Here is a 20,081-nt window from a genome sequence, read left to right as displayed (position 1 = left end):
CGGGCGCTACCTAAGTATAATATTTCCGTGATTACAAGGCGTTACCTGACATATTTTGATGCCATAGGTAACGCCTGTCAGCGTTCACTGTTCAGTCTAGTTGAGTGCTGACAATTTGCGAGTATCAATATTAAAAACCCACTTTCTGTCGTTCAGTTTGCCCCCAGACACAAGAATTTGCTGGGTACCATCCAGTGATCTGTAAAGTGGCTTTTTGCCCAACCGAGAACGGCCGTATGAGTACAAGAACGCGCCATTATTATTGAATACTTTGATACTAGCTGTGCCCATTTCAAGAATATGAATGTGGCCATGAGTATCCAGTGTAATCTTTTTAGGTCCGTTTAATTGAGCGTCTAACTCAGTACCAAACTCGCCGATCTCTGTGAGTTTATCACCATAAAAGTTTGCCACAGTGACAGAATGTTGCCCTCTTTCAATGAGGTAAAGCAGCTGCTGATCTGGCTCAATGGCAAAATCATTAAGACTGCTAAATCCTTGCGGTAACTTAATTGTTCCACTGGAGTTTCCGGACAAATCGAATATGTTTATCTCACTGCTCGTTTCAAAATAAACAAAAATGTTTGCGTTATAGCGTCTCGCCACAGCGGGTTTTAAGGTGATTTGCACGGCATCACCGTTTGGAGATTCGATTGAGACTTTCGGCGCTTCAATCGCCAGCGTGTCGAGCTGTTCACTACTTAAACGTTGCGTATCCTGCTCCGAAAATGTAAATGAAGTGCTATTAGCGGCAAGTGCAGTGACTGGCAATACGCCACTCGCACATAAGTATGAGCTTGTTTTTAAAAAAGTACGACGTTCCATCTTTATACACCATTAGCAACCGAAAAACTGGTTTATTATTACAAACTACTGAATAATTAGATATTACACTATATTACACCGTAAGCAACATATACCAATTAAGTACTGGAATATGCCAAAAACATAGTAATTTAGCACTTTTCCATCGTAATTTATTCCAATACTAAGCCAGAAGCATTTGACCCTCTATTGATAATCGGTAAAGATTAACAGTCGGCAGGTTTAGCATGCTTCAGACTAATCAGTAACTATTGAAATTATTGAAATTTACTCATGCTATGAGATGAGTTTCCAGTAATCCTTACGATCTTCATCTTAGTGAAATCTGTCTGATGTCAAATAAACGATGCTATGGGCAAGGATGTTGAAAAAACATTGTAATAATCGTAATTCTTAACAATAATTTAGAGCTTAAGTTCGAGCCCTGTTAACAAATTAGATAAAAACAAAATACTATGCCACTAACTCAATTTTCTGATCCTTACATCCAGGATCGCTTTCAGTCGACTCAATATGAGCTCATCCACAAGATCGGTGAAGGCGGCTTTGGTAAGGTCTATAAAGCGAAGAATAAAAACACCGATCAGATCGTGGCAATCAAGTTTCTGGCACTTGAACCACATCTGGACGAAGCCAAAAAGCACCGTTACGTTGAGCGATTTAAACGCGAAACCACTCTGAGCAGCCAGTTGCAGCACCCGCATATAGTGAGGCTGCTAGACAAAGGCCAGGTTGATGAAAACCTGCTATACGGTGTCTTTGAGTATGTGGAGGGTCAGTCCCTGCGCGAGCACCTGATCCAGGAAGGCGCATTAGACGCAGTAGACGCAACCGACATTATGTTGCAGGTGCTGGACGCACTGATCCATGCGCACAAACAAGGCATCATTCACCGGGACATCAAACCCGCGAATATCATGCTGACTCAGGCTGGCGCCAAAACCTATGCAAAAATTCTCGACTTTGGTATCGGTACGCTTAGCCAAGAAAACCGCCATCAGGACTTTGCGACACTGACACTCACGCAAGAAACCCTGGGTACGCCTTCTTATAGTGCCCCCGAGCAATTGCGTGGTGAACCAGCTTCAGCCAAAACTGATATCTATGTCTGGGGTCTGGTATTTTTAGAATGTCTGACTGGGTTACCTGCCGTAACTGGCTCTAGTATTGCATCGATTTATCACAAGCAGTTGAGCGATGTTCATATTCCGTTACCAAGCGCCCTGCTAGGCCATCCATTATCCGGATTACTACGCCGCGTATTACAAAAAAATGCAACTGAGCGGGTCATCTCTGGTGAAGAGGCATTTACTGAGCTCAACTCCATGAACGTCTCAAACCTGGTGGGCGTGCTGGCAGATGTGCAAGCGCAACATGGTTACGACGATGCCACAGTGGTGCTGCGTACGGATGATCCCGCTCATCCGGGTCAGCAAGATTACACAACGCTGACAGAGCGCAAGCAAATCACCGTAATGGCGTTGAGGCTGAGTGCTAAAATATTGGATGAAAACGCCAAAGATCTGGATGTCATAGACACTCTGTTTAAGTCGCAGCGTAACACCTGTATCGATATTGCAACCCGTTTTGGTGCCTACCATGTCGGCAACCTGGCTGATACCGCGCTATTCTATTTTGGCTACCCCGTTGCCAGTGATAACGACACCCGCCTGAGTGCACGTACCGCGCTGGATGTGGTGAGTGAGCTAGGCAAACGTAATGCGCTGATGCAGGAAGCCCACGGCGTGCAGCTGAATGCTCATATTGGCTTACATTCAGGTATTTTTGTCACTTACGCCAATGCCGTACCGGAAGGCCATATCGCCAATACAGCAATGCAGCTCGCGCGTCTTGCCGGTGAACGACAAATTTTGTGTACCGCAGAGTCACGCGCCATTCTTGAGCCTTACAGTGAGTTCGACTATTTCGACAATATGCCGCTTGGCATGGCGTTTGAGCAACAAGCCATTTATAACCTGAAGGGTGAAAAGCGGGTCGAAGCCTTTGGCTTTATGCGCGGCACACGCCACCATCACAAGCTCATCGGCCGTCAGAGCGAGCTCGATAAAACCCTGTCGATCATCAACAACGAACAACAGAATACCCGGGTTGCCCATATTTATGGAGAAGCAGGGATCGGTAAGTCACGTTTACTGCAGGAAATTCGCGCTAACGCCGGTAAATACCAGCACCTAGTTGCTCAGTGTCTGCCTGAGCATCAGAACAACGCGCTCTACCCTGTCCTGACACTGGTACGTTACCTGTTTAATACCAACAACCTCAGCAATACTGAGGTAATAGACTTGTTCGTGTCACTACTTAAAGAGCAGGACAGCACACTCAACACGGATGCCATTTTACCAATCCTGATGGTTTGGCTGAACATCGAATTGCCAGAAGACATGCAGCCGTCGTCACTGGCACCGGACGCGCAAAAAGAGCTACTGTTCAAAGGCCTGAGTGCCCTGCTGCTGTCACACAAATTCAGCCTCAGTAACCACAAGCTGTACATCATTGAAGATATTCACTGGGCGGACTCCACCACCTTAGAATTTATTCATCACTTTGCCGAGACCCTTAGTGATGGTAGCGTGCTGATCAGCACCTCGCGCCAGCCCAAGCCGGATAGCCTGCACGATCTCACATTGCTTGAGCTGGAGCTCCACAAGCTCACCGCCAAAGCTACCGAAGACTTCATCGAACAATTGTTCGAGGGCAAAGCCGTGTCACGAAACGTGCGCGATATCCTGGTTAGCCGCACCGACGGTATTCCACTGTTTATCGAAGAGCTGGTTGATATGCTGAAACAAAAGGCACTCGTCAGCGAGCAAAGCGGCGAAGTCAATTTCGTCAGCCCGGATAAACTCGATCAGGTCCCCAGCAGCCTGCGTGAATCACTTCAGCAAAAACTTGATAGCCTAGTGCATGCCAAAGAAACTGCACAACTCGCCGCCACCATTGGCCGCGAATTCGAATACGACCTGCTCGTCGCAGCGTCTTCTCTCAGTGAAGATCAGATCCAAAATGACCTCAACGAGCTGATTGAGAAAGACCTCATCATTCAACAACGCCGGGTTGAGAACGATAGCTATATCTTTAAACACGCGCTGGTGAGGGATGCGGCTTATGGGAGTATGAGTTCATCTATTGCTCCGACATTCCACAGTGCAATCGCAGATACCATGCACGCCAATGCAAAATGGAACAAAGATGAACTTTATGCAGTCATTTCAAAGCACTTTTATCTTGCCAATAAAACCATGCTGTTTTTGGCGTACTCGCGAAAAGCAATTGTACATTACTCCAAACTAAACAGCTTCACATCAGCGAATGATATATATCGTAGCTGCGCAGAAACGTTAAAAAGTAACGCTCGTGATATCGATGTGATCAGGGAGGAGGTGAAGATTATTGAGGCAATATACCCGTGTATTTTGTCTCATGAAGGCTCAGGTTCGGCTTCTGTAACAGAATTGGGTGAGCGCCTTTCAATTATTAAAAATAATAACCCCAGTGTAGAATTGAGTAAATACTCTAATTTCATTATAGATTGGAGCGAATACCAAGATTTACATTTTCGTTCAAAAACGTCTGATGCATACAAGAAAGGAAGGAAACTTCTTAGTTCACTAAATAAAGTCGGTGAAAGGCAACTATACATCATAACTTTAGCTCAATTTATTCAAACTGAGGCATGTATAGGAAAAGCGAGTGAAGGGATCGCGTCAGGCTTAGAAGTATTAGAGAATTATCGCTTAGAAGAAGACTCCAATTTATATAGGCTTTTTGGGTGGGATCCTAAGTGTGTTGCATCATGTCAATTATCGCTCATATACGCAGCTATAGGTGATTATGAAAAAGCGAAATATTACATCAGACAAGCATATGAACATGCAGTTCTAATTGAGAGTGAAATTGACCAAGACATTGCATGGGCATTTGAAATATTAGTTCATTATTTTTCTAGAGATAGAGAATTGATGGAAATAGCTACATCCAGACTTAGTAACGATAGGAATTGGCAAAATGACAATTGGTTTAGGCTTTTTGTCCAACTCGGAAAGGATTGGTTAAATAATGAAACTGATATTTCTTCGCAATTTTGTAACTCAATCCTTGAACAAGGTAGAGGTGGGCCTTTTTTCTACTGGTTTCCAATGTATTTAGAAAATGCATTAAAAACAGGTGAGGCTCAAAATACATTAGTCAATACAATTAAGATCTGTCTAGAAAATAATGTTCAGGGCCCTCTTCTCCTACTTATCGAGCTTGCGAAAATACATAAAGTAGATTTGGGAGTTCTGAATGAAAAGTATAAAAAGCTGTGTTTCAATGAGATACAATTAAATCACACAATCCAAAAAATGAAGGACGAAAATAATGTCTGCTAATAAACCTGCTGGACTCGGAGATACTGCGTTTGGCTCTTTTTCAGGATCACTTCAAGTACTATTTGATGAATCAGTGCTAGACGGTGCATCCGTCCATGAAAGCTGGAGCCATGCATGGGGCCGTGCCGTTGCTTATGCATGGGAAAGTGAACAAAATAAAGAAATGCTACTGTCAAATCCTGTAGCCGTTTTGGCAATGTTCAACTTTACACTCCCTGCTGGTGTTGAGCTTCAAGTTGTTGATGCAAACAGGAACGAAGAACAGTCAATCACCATTGCGGCAACCGAAACGGAGCTACAATATCAAAGGCAAAACCTAAAGCCGGGCTATTTTAAAGCATACTTGGTTGATCCTGAGACCATAGTACCTAGCCCTGAGCACGGTTTTGTTGACTTTAAGTTGGTCTCAGCCGATAACTCAAGCTACTTCAGCACCACTAAAAAGTGGACTGATGTCCCTGTCAATGGATGGGTTGAAATACCCGGTTCAGGTGTAATTGTAAAACACCCATCAGGCCGATTATGGTTTGTTACGACTGAAGAGATTGCAGAAGATAGCGTAGAATGGAGCAATACAAGAACCAGTCAAATGCTAGATGATTTTGTAAGCAGCAACCCTTCATTCTTGAATTTAGGCTCAACAGTAATTATGAAGTTGCCACCTAAACCAGAAGAACAGCAAGACGTGGCAATGTCTTTAATGGACTACGATGCGCTTGGTAAAATCTACCCTTTCACTACTTGATTCAGGAGGGAGCGAAAGCTCCCAACTTTTTAATGAAATTTGCACTATTACCGAACTTGTTCGACCTTAATTCGGCAGAATTAAACGCACTGCATGAATATTACATTACAAAAAAATTCCTCTACCACGGTGAACCATTGAGAAAATGGTGGCTAGATGAAATGGATACAAAGGTAGCGAAGGCAGACCAAGTTCATCAGATATGCCCTGAAACACAAAAACTCATAACTAAACTAAATAAAAATTACTTCCCTGAATGTTTTAGCAGTAAGGTGATGCAGCTATGGGCTAGTTCAGTTATTTTTATCCCACCAGATAACGGACAAAACATTTGCTCTGTGAACTTTCACCGCGATAATGATATTGTTGATTTCATAACTGGGGAACATTTTTCGTTTTCTCTAGCACTGTCCCCCTTAGAAGCATATCTCTCAGATAACCTGATGAGTAAATTTAATGCATTTGACAATATTTGCCTAGACTCTGCTACCCTCAATCAAACTAAGAGGATTGAAATCAAGCAAGGTCAATCTCTTATAGTGAACAGAGAAGTATTTAAAGGCTTTGGTAAAAATACGACTAACCAGCATCAGGTTTTACTTAACTTCTATGTCCGAGGTATAGACAGTGAAGTTTTGATGCAAAAAAATAGCTATGGCCTAACAAATAGAATAACAAACTTTTCGATTTCCCCTATTTTATGAAGCATTACTCTATAAACCCTGAAGCTTTTCTTTTCAAAGAAGACCAAAATCTATACATAATACATAATGATAGAGAATACTTGATTCCATTAAAAACGCTCTCAGATTTACAAATAACTGAAAATGGGATCCGGATTGAATGCGAAGATATTGAGAAAATGCTACTTGGTAGCGACCTAATTTCAGAGCAAGATGCAAGACCATACAAGTCTGAAACCTTCCTTACAGGGGTAAATCTCACATCTTTATCGACAAGCTCACTCAAAAGTCAAAGATGCATAAATACATATGACATCATAGCTAACGAAATAACAGATCCCAGGATTGATGAGTTAGTTATGAGCCATGAGATAGTTCGCGTCATAATTCCTACAACTCAATTACCACAGGTAATTATAGGAAGAAACAAGGCGGAAATGCTTAGCCTGATAAATACATCTCGAGAAACTTACCTTAATACTAGACCTTTAAGAAGAAGGCTATTTAAAAAAGGGGTTGATTTTACAAGAGATCTAAATGTTTCCAATGAGTCATTAAATAAACTCATCTGTATATCTAGCTATGGTTGGTCATATGTTTCCGAGAGAGATGCATTGAAAACATGGAGCCCGGTAAAAAAGTTCAAACCAGCTCAGGATAAAGTGGTTAACAAGCACTCCGGCTTTAGAGTAATCAGTAAGGAAGAGACATTAAAGAATATTGAGGTAGTAGCAGACCCTATATTCGGGTGCCTTTGCTTCCATGGAAAAATAAACAACTGTACGAACAAAGGTGGGAGTAAAACCTACTTTTCTACTTTTTGCGAACATCCTATAGACTCAGACTGCATCAGCAATGAATCTTTATACTACACAGCAATGGGGAAAGGTATAGATGACAAGCAATCAAAAGTAAGCTCACTTTGCGAAGCAATTGAGCGCATTTCATCAAATTTTGACGACTCTATCAATGCTATAGAAGCAAAGCAAAGTGAATTAGAAAACTGTCTAAAGCTAGTTGAGTTAACACCATTCAGCCAAGCTCAATACAAAAAATTTGCACAACGAATAGCTCAAGGCACTCAGTCAATATATGAGGTGGAGGAGTACTTAGATCAGCCAATTCATTGGACAAAGTGCAGAGATCTATTCGACCAAGAGTACTGGGTTCCTATAAATTTTGTCTACAAGAATACGCCATATCCGTCTCGCTTTGTGAAGTTCTATCATAATGGAGGTGCCGCGGGGAATAGTCTAGAAGAAGCTGTATTGCAAGGTACTTTGGAATTAATAGAAAGAGATGCCGTTGCTATATGGTGGTACAACAAAACGACTGTACCCAGGCTAAACTTAGATGGTATTGGTGATGAATTAACAAACCAGATTGAGCTATTTTTTGGTCAAAAATACAACCTCTGGTTGCTTGACCTAACATCTGATATCGGTATTCCAGTTGTAGCCGCTATTTCATTAAATGCTGAAAACAGTGAAATAACACTCTCATTTGGGTGCCATTTAGACCTAACAATAGCAAAACAAAGAGCAATAACGGAGCTTTTTCAAGTCCATGAAATTAAAGATATAAATACATCCCCTTTCAGTTTTTCTGACATTAGATTAGAGAGTTATATCCTCGGAAGCTCCGAGATCAAGAGCTCCGAAACATCGCCTCAATACAACTTCAAAAGTATTTCTGACTCTTTGAACTTTATTGTAAGTGAGCTTAAGCGTATTGGTGTAAACTTGTACTATGTAGACCAATCCAAAGACAATCTACCACTGTATGCCGTGAAAGTTATCGCCCCTAACTTATGCCACTTTTTTCCTTATTTAGGCTCAGAAAGGCTCTATACTATACCAGTGAAAATGGGGCTTCTAGAAAAAGCAAGAAATGAAAGTGAACTAAACAAATTAGAGCTTCTAATATAAAGTGGTATGTAATAACTAATGTGTGGAATATTAGCCTCCATAAACAATCGAAATAACACAAATGACCTCATGAAATCTTTAGAGCTATTAAATCACCGAGGTCCAGATCAGCAGCACTTTTATTATGACGAAATTACGGGGGTCTTTATAGGTCATAAACGACTAGCAATAAACGGAGGTTCAAGTGCTCATCAGCCTATAATTTCTGAGTACAGCGCATGGGTTTGCGCTGTAAATGGAGAAATATATAATGATGCTGCGCATCTCGAAAAGTCAGGAGCATCTTTTACATCAAGGTCGGATAGTGAAATAGCATTAAGAGGCGTTGAGCTATTTGGTGTCAATTATCTCGATGAACTAGAGGGTGAGTTTGCACTATGTTTATACAATCGGAAAACTGATGAGCTCTACCTTGCACGAGATAGAAATGGCAGCAAGCCACTCTACTACTACCATAATAATGATTGTTTTATAGCCGCATCAGAAATTAAAGCTTTGCTATCTGCGGGTGTACCAGCTGTATGGAATGAGCACTATTTAGTTGCAAAAGAACGATTTTTAGTAGGTGCCAAAGAAACATTTGTAAAAGGAGTCTTTTCTGTCCCCCCAGGTCATATAGTTGAGTTCACAAATCAAGACCTAAAAAGCTATCCATTTTGCAAGCAGTCTCCGTTTAACCCCGATTTATTTGAACAGTGTGATATTTCTTACGAACAAGCAACGCAAGAGTTTAGCCGGCAGTTTGAGCAAGCCGTGCACAAAAGAATACCTCAAGAGCGTTTTGCTTGTTACTTAAGCTCTGGCATAGACTCATCATATATCAGCGCATTGTCAGCTCGACTGAGTGACAAAGCTGAATCATTCAGTATCGGATTCCCTAATAGTCCACTAGATGAAAGTCTGGCAGCTGAAAAATTGGCTAAGCAGCTTGGAATTAAACACCATACACTTCGACTAGATCACAACGATCTCATTAGATCATTTGAAAAATCTATCTATCATGCAGAATCGATAGTGCCAAATTTAAACGTTGCAGCCAAATACCTGTTGAGCCGTAAAGTACAAGAAAGCGGGATTAGAATTGCGCTAACAGGAGAAGGGGCTGATGAATCATTGCTTGGCTATCAGTTTTTCCAATATGATTTGAATTCTCCTCTAACACAACAAGGCGAACACACTCCGCTTTTTGAAGGTCAAAGCATACTTGAGGCTGCATTGAATTTTACACCCAGCGCAATTTTAAGTGCTACGTCAAACTTTCAGTTATTCAAAGCTTTGCGCTCTGCTGACTTCTCTGATGCTTGTTACACAACGCACTTAACCGCACCGCACAGTGACATAATTACCTCCTCTATTGGATACAGCCAATGGCTTCACTATAACACTGTATATCAGGACTATAATTTGCTTGCTCTGGGAGATAAAACTGAACTGGCAAACTCAATAGAAGGCCGCCAGCCTTTCCTGGATAACTCATTAGTCGCTTTCATTCACTCACTCCCAACTGCCTTCAAGTATTGCAACGGTAAAAATAAGAGAATTTTAAGAGATGCATTTACTGTGAATTTCCCTCATTTGCATGTAGAGCAAATCAAAAAACCTTTTTTAGCTCCGACTAACTTAACCAAAAACATTACACTTTATCTGCTAGATGAATTATATGAATTGTCTAGCAGAGAATCACAATTGGGTATTTACGATATAGATAAAGTCATCACTTTTTTTGAGTCTGTTGTAAAAAATCAGACTCAGCTAGATTTTTCAGAAGACATCATTGTTTGCCACTTCCTAAGTATTCTGTTTTTGCAAAAGCACTTTAATTTGGAAACGTAACTGTATTATGAAACTCAAGTTTAATAGCAAATTCAGCTTCTTTATGGATAAGCATGATAACGTTCTGCTTAACAGCCAAACTAATGAATTTGTTTTGGATGCTAAAAATTTCCCCTTGTTCTCACACTTCAAAAGCCTGACAAATGTTGATGAACTGGCGAAAAGTGTTCCTGCCGAACTTTTAGCCCACTTTTATTATCAAGTAGAAAACGCGACTAAAAGAGGCTGGCTAGTTGAAGTTGATCTACAAGATACGAAAACAGAACTTATCGAAGAGATATATGGATCAAGTTGTTTCATACAAAGTTTCGCAGAAAGCTGGCAGCGTATATCATCACACTTGCAGAACTCTTGCATACTAATCGAAGATATTAGGAAAGCAACAAATCTGCAGGAACACTTCCCTCTAAGGTTTTGTGAAGTATATAAAAATAGTATTTATATTTCACCGGTCATAACATGTACTGACAAATTAGAGAGTTACTTGGCATGGGTTTTTGCCAGCCGGCCACTCGACCTCTTCATGGATAAGTTTGGTAAAGGCAAAGGTCGCTTGCTGTCTTTCCCGAAAATACCAAAACAGCTATGCTCGCTAGTTAATGCCCTCGACTGCGTTGATGCGTTGGTTTTTGATATTCAGCACGGGTCATCTGCCAGGTATAACTTTGATATTTTGGAGCGTATACCGCGCTCTGATAACAAACCTGAATTATCTCTTAAAAGCACTCCAATCACCTGTGGCGCAGATGGTGGTTCAAGAGCTTATAAAGCAGAAGACACACTCAAAAAACTTGCACCATTTATTGGCCGCCAACTGGGTTATATTTTTCCTGAAACTAAACTGTCCTCTCCTTTGGACTCAATTAAGATCTTCACTTCAGGATTTTACAAATGCCCAACGAAAGCTCCAAAGCTAATTAGTGGTGCCGATTTTGCCCAACAAACGCTAGGCAAAGGCGTCACACACGAACAGTCTAAGGCCAGTGCGTTATGCGAAGCTATCGAACGTAAGAATGCACAGTATGTGGGCGATGAGCTAACTCAAGTCGCACAGGCTCATCAGCTGGGCGCTCGCAGTTATAGCTTTTCTCAGTTGTTACCCTACAGCGAGCAGCAGTATGCGCGCTTTGCGGACCCTGCGGACTCAGAATCTCAGCGCAAGCAAGCCGCGCTTTTCTATACTGGAGAGGCTGTCAATTGGACTGCTCTGTGGTCGCTCACACGCGATGAAAAAGTCTTTGTGCCCACCGTTTGCTGCTTTGCCAATACGCCGTTTGAAGAAGACCGCTTTGGCAAATGGCATTCTAATGGCTGTGCCGCAGGCAACAATCTGGAAGAAGCCATTTTACAGGCTTTATTTGAGTTGCTTGAACGTGATGCAACTGCTATCTGGTGGTACAACCGCTTACCGCGTCCACAGTTTGAGTTAAGCGGCCTGGATCCGGATTATTTGGCACCGCTGCACCAAACAATCACCGCTGAACACGACTATTGGGTGCTGGACCTCACCGTGGATACCGGCGTACCCGTGATGGCAGCGATTGGCCGTAACAAAGCAACTCAGGGGTATGTATTTGGCTTCGGCTGCCACTTAAAACCCGAAATGGCCCCACAACGTGCGCTCACTGAGTTATGTCAGCTTATTCCTATCCGGGACCAAAATGGTGCCCCCTTTGATTTTGATGCCATTACCGATGCTAGTTTCCTTCAGCCTGAGGCCAATGCACCTCGTGCAAGCTATCAACTAACACAAAGCGGTGATCTGAAGGGTGATATTCTGGCCATTGTTGAACAGTTAAACAATCTGGATATGGAAACACTGGCACTGGATTATTCACGCTCGCCTATTCCACTGAGCACTGCTAAAGTCTTTGTACCCGGGCTGTGCCACATCTGGCCACAACTAGGTAATCCACGGCTTTATGAGACACCTGTCAAACTCGGTTGGCTGGATAAAGCATTGACGGAAAAGACGATTAATCAGCAAGGGTTGTATATTTAACGACAAGAGCTGTGAGTTACACTACTGTCACAATATTTCAAGCCTGACCAAATTCTATAGCTATTGATTGATGAAACTTAAAAAGGAAAGCCTTCACTACAAACGCTGTGTTAATTATACTCGTATCGAGTAACAGGTCGAAAATCTGTAAGCAAAAGGAACTACCATGACAAACAGCACAAATGAAATTAACTGGAAAGTGACAACAAACTCTGAGTGGGATATTGCCTTCCAAAAGATAATATCTTATTTATGGGACAACAAGGAACGCGTATTAGCTAACGCGGGGGAAAACCGACTTTTTTACATAATGAAGAATCTGGGTATTTCTAATATCCGAGAATACACCCATTTTAACAAAGACGGCAGTGCTTCACATGGGGTGAGCCTATTATCAAACCTGACAGGTAAAGACGCGAGTCAACAGTACTCAATCATTAACATTTGCGAAAGAAATGAAGATAGTCGGACACCAATATATGACTCATCTACCTTTTGGTCCAGTAAAAATGGTTGGAGAAACTTACTGATAGACTTGGAAGTCAAGCTACCGCCCCATAGTATAAATGCGGAGAGAAGTAGCGTGTTATCGGACTACATATCAATGCAAAGATTTTTTCCATTTTCTCAATTATTTCATTATCCAGCTAGTTCAACTTCTTCTGAACATACCCCGCTAAACCTAAAAATAGATGCTCTGGTCGATTCAAATTCAAGTCATAAAGCTAGTGGCTATAGCAACATAAACTCTGCCATAGGCAGTAATGAAGTTGAAAATTCAGACAGAGGCGGAAGCGAAGGTGTTGATGACGACTACAGCTGGTTGCATTTTGTACCTCGCCTGATCTCTTATAACTGGGCTTTGAGTACAACTGAGTGTATTGATCCTGTTACTAAGCCAAATCTAAGAGATTACCCTGTTTTGCTGGAAAACTTGGGATATAAAGTTGCTGATGAACTAAACATCTATCTTTCATATGCAAGCAAAGAGCCGGCTACAGAAGAGGCTGGGGAAAAAGTGTATAACGTAAACGAATACACCAGCACGCTGTTTATTGACTTGCCTGCACCAGATTACTCTGAAGATGTCTCCCCAATGGCACTTGCAGACCTTGTCGCAGCTCGAGCAAATCAGCCATTCACCAGTACCTGATAACCTGGAGTGAGGCCATTTTAATAAATGGCCTCGAATTAAAATGACGGTAAAAAACTTTTTCTCCGAAAACGGCTATGCCGTTTTTGACCAACCTATCCTGGATATAGATTTACTACTTAAAGCCAAACAGGGTGTGAAACAAGTCCTCGAAAAAGAATACCAAACAGGAGTTCAGCCTTGGTGTCACTTTGGCGATGGCAACTCAGAATTAACTCGTCTGACACAGATACACATGTCGGATGAACGTATTTATCAGGCAATTACACAATCTCAAATTGGTAATCTAGCAGCCAAACTAACAGGTGCTTCAAAAATAAATGTATGGGGATGCCAACTATTTTACAAACCGAGTGGGTCCCAATCCAAGGGCAACGTAGGATTTCATAGAGATTCGCAACATATGCCTTTTTTTAAAAAGGGTACTCTGACTGCTTGGATCCCTCTGGTTGATATTAATTCAAACTCTGGCCCACTGGTTATCGTACCAGGCTCACATACATGGGAGCCAACGCTTGAGCATACAGGTGGCGAAATCCAAAATATAAACTCACAAGTGCCTCTCTTACAAAACTTCTACAAAACTCAGAATTGGAAAGAGGAACAAGTGACACTACCCCTGGGTGGGATCAGTTTCCATGATTTCAATGCTCTACATGGTAGTTACCCTAACGAATCTCCAACAGACAGAATCGTCATCACCGTTGGCCTTTTCACGGACGAGGTTGAATTTGATAATAACGTAGAAGATTACGGTTATGCACTAGTAATTAATGATGAACGATTCTGCCCTACTATATACGAAAGAGAGTAATTTTTAGCATGCAAAAAGTCATTGATTGTGACAGACACGTAATTGAGCCAGTTGAAATCTGGAAAGAATATATAAGCAAAGATGTATACGAAAAAACGCCTATCTGGTTAAAACCTGCAAGTGCGGAAATTGACCTGAAAGACGAATCGGGCAAGCAACTCCCTATTCCTCCGAGCTATATGGTCGGTGAAGAACCTGTATTCAGTAACTGGGGTAAAGATCTACAAATCGCCTCAGCGCTAATCAATAGCGAAAGTATCAATGAACGACTTTCTGCTACAAATCCAATTGATCACCTAGAAGAACTGAACAGAACGGGTGTGGATAAAGCAATCATATATCCTACTTTTGCTGGCCTTATCGTAAATCACAGTAAGGTAGATGCGCTGACATCGCTGGAGTTTGCGAAAGGCTATAACCGTTGGATTGAGGACTATTGCAATTATGCCAAAGACAGACTTATTCCAGCTTATCTGATTAGCCGTCATGATCCCAGCTCCTTACTAGAACAAGTTGAAGATGCTGTGCGAAAGGGATGGAGTGCTCTTGCGCTAAGACCAGAACCAATACTTGGCATATCGCTTGGCGATGAGCGATACGAACAATTTTGGCAAGCATGTGCACATCATGAATTAGCAGTTACATTCCATGGAGGTACACACTTGCAAGGTGAGACTGTTGGTATGGACCGATTCAAGAATCGATTCTCACTCCATGCGTGCTCTCATCCAATGGAGGCACAAATGGCATTTGTTTCTCTTCTCGAGTCTGGCGTCTTTGAGCGCAACCCCAAATTGAAAATAGCCTTTCTGGAAGCTGGTTGTTCATGGGTACCCCACTGGTTATGGAGGCTGGATAATATTTGTCACAACGAGTTTCCATCCATCACACATACCAATATAAGAATGCGCCCATCTGAATACTTTATCAGACACTGTTGGGTTGGTGTTGAAATTGGAGAGCCTATAAGTGAAACGGTTAACGCGATAGGTCACGAAAAGCTCATCTTTGGGAGTGATTACCCTCACCCGGACCACCTTCATTTTGACCTTGCACAAATGGCCAATGAAATGCCCAGTCTTAGCAATGAGCAAATTTCAGATATTTTGCAAAATAACCCAAGGCCTCTATTCAATTTATGACACTTAATTTTGACTTGATAATTGGCTGGCAACCTCAATATAAACCTATCATCCTAAATAACAGTGATATTGTTGTAATATCTACTGATGGTGAGGTTTTGTTCAGCAATCAGGACTTCCCTCTTATATCGTGTATTGATGGTAAGCGAACTATCAAGTCGATTATAGATGAACCTACCTCTCATGAAGATGCCAACCACTTCTTGAGATATGTTGGCAATTTCCTGCATAAAGGGACTTTTTTACAACTCGTAGGGCCGGTCTCAGAGTATGCACGTAATATCAATAACTCACTCGAAAGTGATGGCACTTTAAATAGGTTGATTAGTAAACTGCCTGATACCCACATCCAAATCACTGAAAATTTCCTTTGTGACAAGCTCAACAGGACATTATCCAGTGAGAATGTGCCTGGTTATCTGATTGAAGTTTCTGGGCACACGGTAAGCATCACACCTAAGCTCAGTAACTATGGCGACTTTACGACACTAAGAAAGCTCTTATTGCACAATAAACCAGTAATACACTACTTATCCAAAAAGTTGCCTGGACAGGACGTCAACCCACCAACTAATGAGGATACTGCCACATACCTGAAAAAAAACCTCTACAGTTTAAGCATGTGCTTAAATCATCATATCGATACAGAAAAACAGACACTGTTATGTATTGATATCAGAGATTTTAATACTCAGGAGTATGTGGTGCCACTGAGGCTCAACTCACCTCTTAGTGTTGATCACCATATCACCCTAGCCTCTTCAGCGATGGTAACAAATTCCGATGGCGGCTCTCGTATTCAAACTGCTAAAGCGACTGTTGAACGATTAATGCCATTTGTAGGTACAAAAGTCGGGGCAATTACTCACCTGGAGCCTATTTCACAAAATAGCGACACCCCAATCATAATTTATAGAACAGCATTTTTTAAAACCCCAACCGTTAGGGCTTCAGAAAACATTGATTCACAAAGCTTTGTACAAGTTTGCTTAGGCAAAGGCGTCACACACGAACAGTCTAAGGCCAGTGCATTATGCGAAGCTGTCGAACGTAAAAATGCACAGTATGTGGGCGATGAGCTAACTCAAGTCGCACAGGCTCATCAGCTGGACGCTCGCAGTTATAGCTTTTCTCAGTTGTTACCCTACAGCGAGCTGCAGTATGCGCGCTTTGCGGACCCTGCGGACTCAGAATCTCAGCGTAAGCAAGCCGCGCTTTCCTATACTGGAGAGGCTGTCAATTGGACTGCTCTGTGGTCGCTTACACGCGATGAAAAAGTCTTTGTGCCCACCGTTTGCTGCTTTGCCAATACGCCGTTTGAAGAAGACCGCTTTGGCAAATGGCACTCTAATGGCTGTGCCGCTGGTAATAATCTGGAAGAAGCCATCTTACAGGCTTTATTTGAGTTGCTTGAGCGTGATGCAACAGCTATCTGGTGGTACAACCGCTTACCGCGTCCACAGTTTGAGTTAAGCGTTCTGGACCCGGATTATCTGGCACCGCTGCACCAAACAATCACCGCTGAACACGACTATTGGGTGCTGGACCTCACCGTGGATACCGGCGTACCCGTGATGGCAGCGATTGGCCGTAACAAAGCAACTCAGGGGTATGTATTTGGCTTCGGCTGCCACCTAAAACCAGAAATGGCGGCGCAGCGGGCGCTTACTGAGTTATGTCAGCTTATACCTATCCGCGACCAAAATGGTGCACCGTTTGATTTTGATGCCATTGCCGATGCTAGTTTCCTTCAGCCTGAGGCCAATGCATCTCGTGCAAGCTATCAGCTAACACAAAGCGGTGATCTGAAGGATGATATTCTGGCCATTGTTGAAAAATTACACAGCCTGGACATGGAAACACTGGCACTGGACTATTCCCGCTCGCCTATTCCACTGAGCACGGCTAAAGTCTTTGTACCCGGACTATGCCACATCTGGCCACAACTAGGTAATCCACGGCTTTACGAGACACCTGTCAAACTCGGTTGGCTGGATAAAGCATTGACGGAAAAGACGATTAATCAGCAAGGGTTGTATATTTAACTGCCCCCCTTGGTGGCTCTGAATAGCCTAAAATACTTGTGACAAGACACCGGCTCAAGGCCGGTGTAACAAAATGGGGCTCACTTTGTAGTAAAGGGGAAAGTGGACAACGTCCCCGACTCAACGCCCCCTTACCCTAAGTCACTCAAGCTGGCTGGCAATTAACCCAGCAAGCTTGAATGGCACAGTACAAATTACCCTTTGGCAAATTTAGCGCGTGCGGCGTGTAGCTTTTTATAGCTGTCGATCAGGCGCAGATGCTTGTCCAGGCCTTCCAGTTGCATGTTGGTCGGTGTCAGGCCATAGAACTTCACATCACCGTTAATTGAGCCAATCACAGCATCCATCACTTCTTTACCGAACATACGGGTAAAGCTGTGGATGTAGTCTTCAATTTCAAGCTCTTCGTCCAGCGCCACTTCCAGCGTAGCGTGCATAGCCTGGTAAAATAAGCCGCGTTCAACCGTGTTGTCGTTGTATTGCAGGAAGGTTTCAACCAGCTCAATGGCCGCTTCAATGTCGCCCAGCGCCAGATAGATAAGGATCTTCAGCTCCAGAATAGTCAGCTGACCCCACACTGTATTCTCGTCGAATTCAACCCCGATCAGCGTGATAATATCGATATAATTATCAAGCTGACTTTCTTCAAGACGATTAACCAAATCGGCTAGTGCTTCGTCTTCCAGTGAATGGATGTTCAGAATGTCTTCGCGGTATTGCAGCGCTTTGTTGGTGTTATCCCAGATCAGATCTTCTGCCGGGTAAACCTCAGAGTAGCCAGGCACCAGAATACGGCAGGCGGTGCCCATATCGGTAAATTCTGCAATATACGCCTCTTTGCCCAAATCTTTAAGAATGGCGAACAGTTTGTCACACTCTTCTTCGTTAGTGCCCGTGAAGTCCCACTCCACAAACTCATAATCATGTTTGGCACTGAAGAAACGCCACGAGATCACACCCGTAGAATCAATGAAGTGCTCTACAAAGTTTTCCGGCTCAGACACTGCCATGCTGTTAAATGTCGGCTTAGGCACATCATTCAGACCTTCAAAGCTTCGGCCCTGCAACAGTTCCGTTAAGCTTCGCTCCAGCGCGACTTCCAGACTTGGGTGCGCACCAAAAGAGGCAAACACACCGCCCGTTTTCGGGTTCATGAGGGTCACACACATCACCGGGAACTGACCGCCCAGAGAGGCATCTTTCACCACAACCGGGAAGCCCTGCTCTTCAAGCCCTTTAATACCAGCAACAATGCCCGGGAACTTAGCCAGTACGTCTTCAGGCACGTCTGGTAACACAATTTCCTGTTCAATGATCTGCTTTTTCACCGCGCGCTCAAAGATCTCAGACAAACACTGCACTTTGGCTTCAAACAGATTATTACCGGCGCTCATACCGTTACTCAGAAACAGGTTTTCGATCAGGTTAGACGGGAAATAAACCGTTTCACCGTCGCTGTGACGTGTGTAAGGAATAGAGCAAATACCACGCTCGATATTGCCCGAGTTGGTGTCGATCAGGTTAGAGCCCCGCAGCTCCCCTTCCGGATCGTAGATTTCACGCGTGTAGCCATCCAGGATCTCGGCTGGCAACTCATCGTTGTCGCCCGGCTTAAACCACTGCTCATTGGGGTAATGAACAAACTCGGCGTTGGCAATTTCTTCACCAAAGAACTGGTCGTTATAGAAAAAGTTGCAGTTCAGGCGTTCTATAAACTCGCCCAGCGCCGAGCATAGCGCGCTTTCTTTAGTCGCACCTTTACCATTGGTGAAACACATAGGCGATGCAGCATCACGAATATGTAAAGACCAAACGTTAGGCACAATGTTACGCCATGAGGCGACTTCGATTTTCATACCCAGATCAGACAGAATACCCGTCATGTTGGCGATGGTCTGCTCCAGTGGCAGATCTTTACCCAGAATGAAGGTGCTGGCGTCTGAGTCAGTGTTTACCATCAGCATGGCTTGCGCGTCGTCATCCAGGCTCTCTACCGCTTCAACCTGAAACTCAGGTCCGGTCTGGATCACTTTTTTCACAGTACAACGGTCAATTGAACGTAAGATGCCCTGACGGTCTTTCTCAGAGATACTCTCTGGCAGCTCAACCTGAATTTTAAAGATCTGGTTGTAACGGTTTTCCGGGTCAACAATGTTGTTTTGCGCCACACGAATTCCATCGGTCGGAATGTCACGCGCATTACAATACACTTTCACAAAGTAAGCAGCACACAGCGCAGACGACGCCAGGAAATAGTCAAACGGGCTGGGTGCCGAACCATCGCCTTTATAACGAATAGGTTGGTCGGCAATGACAGAAAAATCATCAAATTTGGCGTCAATTCGAAGATTATCGAGATAATTTACTTTGATTTCCATAGGAAAGAGTCCGGTGTATTGCGATCGAAAACCCCTATTGTACTTGAGGTTGCAAGACGGCGCCAATGCTGATGGCACAAATAACCCAACCAGCTCAAATTAAGTTATTAAATACCTATTATTGGTCGTAAAGGCATGTTAC

At 43.1% G+C, this 20,081-nt stretch carries 12 protein-coding genes; 10 read left to right on the top strand and 2 right to left on the bottom strand.

What is annotated here, in order from left to right; genetic code table 11:
• Positions 1–96: 96 nt before the first annotated feature.
• Positions 97–825, bottom strand: coding sequence for an NHL repeat-containing protein (locus PRUB_RS24065; RefSeq protein WP_010380447.1), 729 nt, complete (start codon positions 823–825; stop codon positions 97–99).
• A gap of 455 nt (positions 826–1,280) precedes the next feature.
• Here PRUB_RS24065 and PRUB_RS24060 point away from each other — a divergent pair, with 455 nt between their 5' ends.
• From PRUB_RS24060 to PRUB_RS26530, 10 genes are all read left to right on the top strand, one after another.
• On the top strand, positions 1,281–5,216 hold the full coding sequence (locus PRUB_RS24060) for a TOMM system kinase/cyclase fusion protein (protein ID WP_010380445.1): 3,936 nt from the start codon (positions 1,281–1,283) through the stop codon (positions 5,214–5,216).
• A complete protein-coding gene (locus tag PRUB_RS24055) occupies positions 5,206–5,961 on the top strand; it encodes a hypothetical protein (RefSeq protein WP_010380443.1) in 756 nt (251 codons plus the stop codon). Before PRUB_RS24060 ends, PRUB_RS24055 begins: the two co-directional genes overlap by 11 nt.
• 32 nt (positions 5,962–5,993) lie before the next feature.
• Positions 5,994–6,665, top strand: coding sequence for a hypothetical protein (locus tag PRUB_RS24050; RefSeq protein WP_010380441.1), 672 nt, complete (start codon positions 5,994–5,996; stop codon positions 6,663–6,665).
• Positions 6,662–8,572 (top strand): YcaO-like family protein, encoded by a 1,911-nt coding sequence (locus PRUB_RS24045; RefSeq protein WP_010380440.1) that lies wholly within the window; start codon positions 6,662–6,664, stop codon positions 8,570–8,572. Before PRUB_RS24050 ends, PRUB_RS24045 begins: the two co-directional genes overlap by 4 nt.
• 18 nt (positions 8,573–8,590) lie before the next feature.
• Positions 8,591–10,405 carry an asparagine synthase (glutamine-hydrolyzing) gene (gene asnB / locus PRUB_RS24040; RefSeq protein ID WP_081694375.1) on the top strand — a complete coding sequence of 605 codons (1,815 nt, stop codon included), beginning with the start codon at positions 8,591–8,593 and terminating at the stop codon, positions 10,403–10,405.
• Positions 10,406–10,928: 523 nt separating this feature from the next.
• On the top strand, positions 10,929–12,407 hold the full coding sequence (locus tag PRUB_RS24035; protein ID WP_242065297.1) for a YcaO-like family protein: 1,479 nt from the start codon (positions 10,929–10,931) through the stop codon (positions 12,405–12,407).
• Positions 12,408–12,573: 166 nt separating this feature from the next.
• Positions 12,574–13,560, top strand: coding sequence for a hypothetical protein (locus PRUB_RS24030; RefSeq protein ID WP_010380434.1), 987 nt, complete (start codon positions 12,574–12,576; stop codon positions 13,558–13,560).
• Between the two features lie 43 nt (positions 13,561–13,603).
• Positions 13,604–14,374 (top strand): phytanoyl-CoA dioxygenase family protein, encoded by a 771-nt coding sequence (locus PRUB_RS24025; protein ID WP_010380432.1) that lies wholly within the window; start codon positions 13,604–13,606, stop codon positions 14,372–14,374.
• Between the two features lie 8 nt (positions 14,375–14,382).
• Positions 14,383–15,516 carry an amidohydrolase family protein gene (locus PRUB_RS24020; RefSeq protein WP_010380431.1) on the top strand — a complete coding sequence of 378 codons (1,134 nt, stop codon included), beginning with the start codon at positions 14,383–14,385 and terminating at the stop codon, positions 15,514–15,516.
• The gene (locus PRUB_RS26530; protein WP_010380429.1) at positions 15,513–17,561 is read left to right on the top strand and encodes a YcaO-like family protein; all 2,049 of its coding nucleotides are present in this window, start codon (positions 15,513–15,515) and stop codon (positions 17,559–17,561) included. The genes PRUB_RS24020 and PRUB_RS26530 overlap by 4 nt, the downstream gene beginning before the upstream one ends.
• Positions 17,562–17,755: 194 nt before the next feature.
• Here PRUB_RS26530 and PRUB_RS24010 read toward each other — a convergent pair whose 3' ends face one another.
• Entirely contained in the window at positions 17,756–19,939 is a 2,184-nt protein-coding gene (locus PRUB_RS24010; RefSeq protein ID WP_010380427.1) for an OsmC domain/YcaO domain-containing protein, read from the bottom strand.
• Positions 19,940–20,081: the final 142 nt, after the last annotated feature.

Source organism: Pseudoalteromonas rubra, assembly GCF_000238295.3.
Taxonomy (GTDB): Bacteria; Pseudomonadota; Gammaproteobacteria; order Enterobacterales; family Alteromonadaceae; genus Pseudoalteromonas; species Pseudoalteromonas rubra.
The sequence above is the reverse complement of the archived record's forward strand: the minus strand, read 5'-3'. Positions and strand labels throughout refer to the sequence as shown.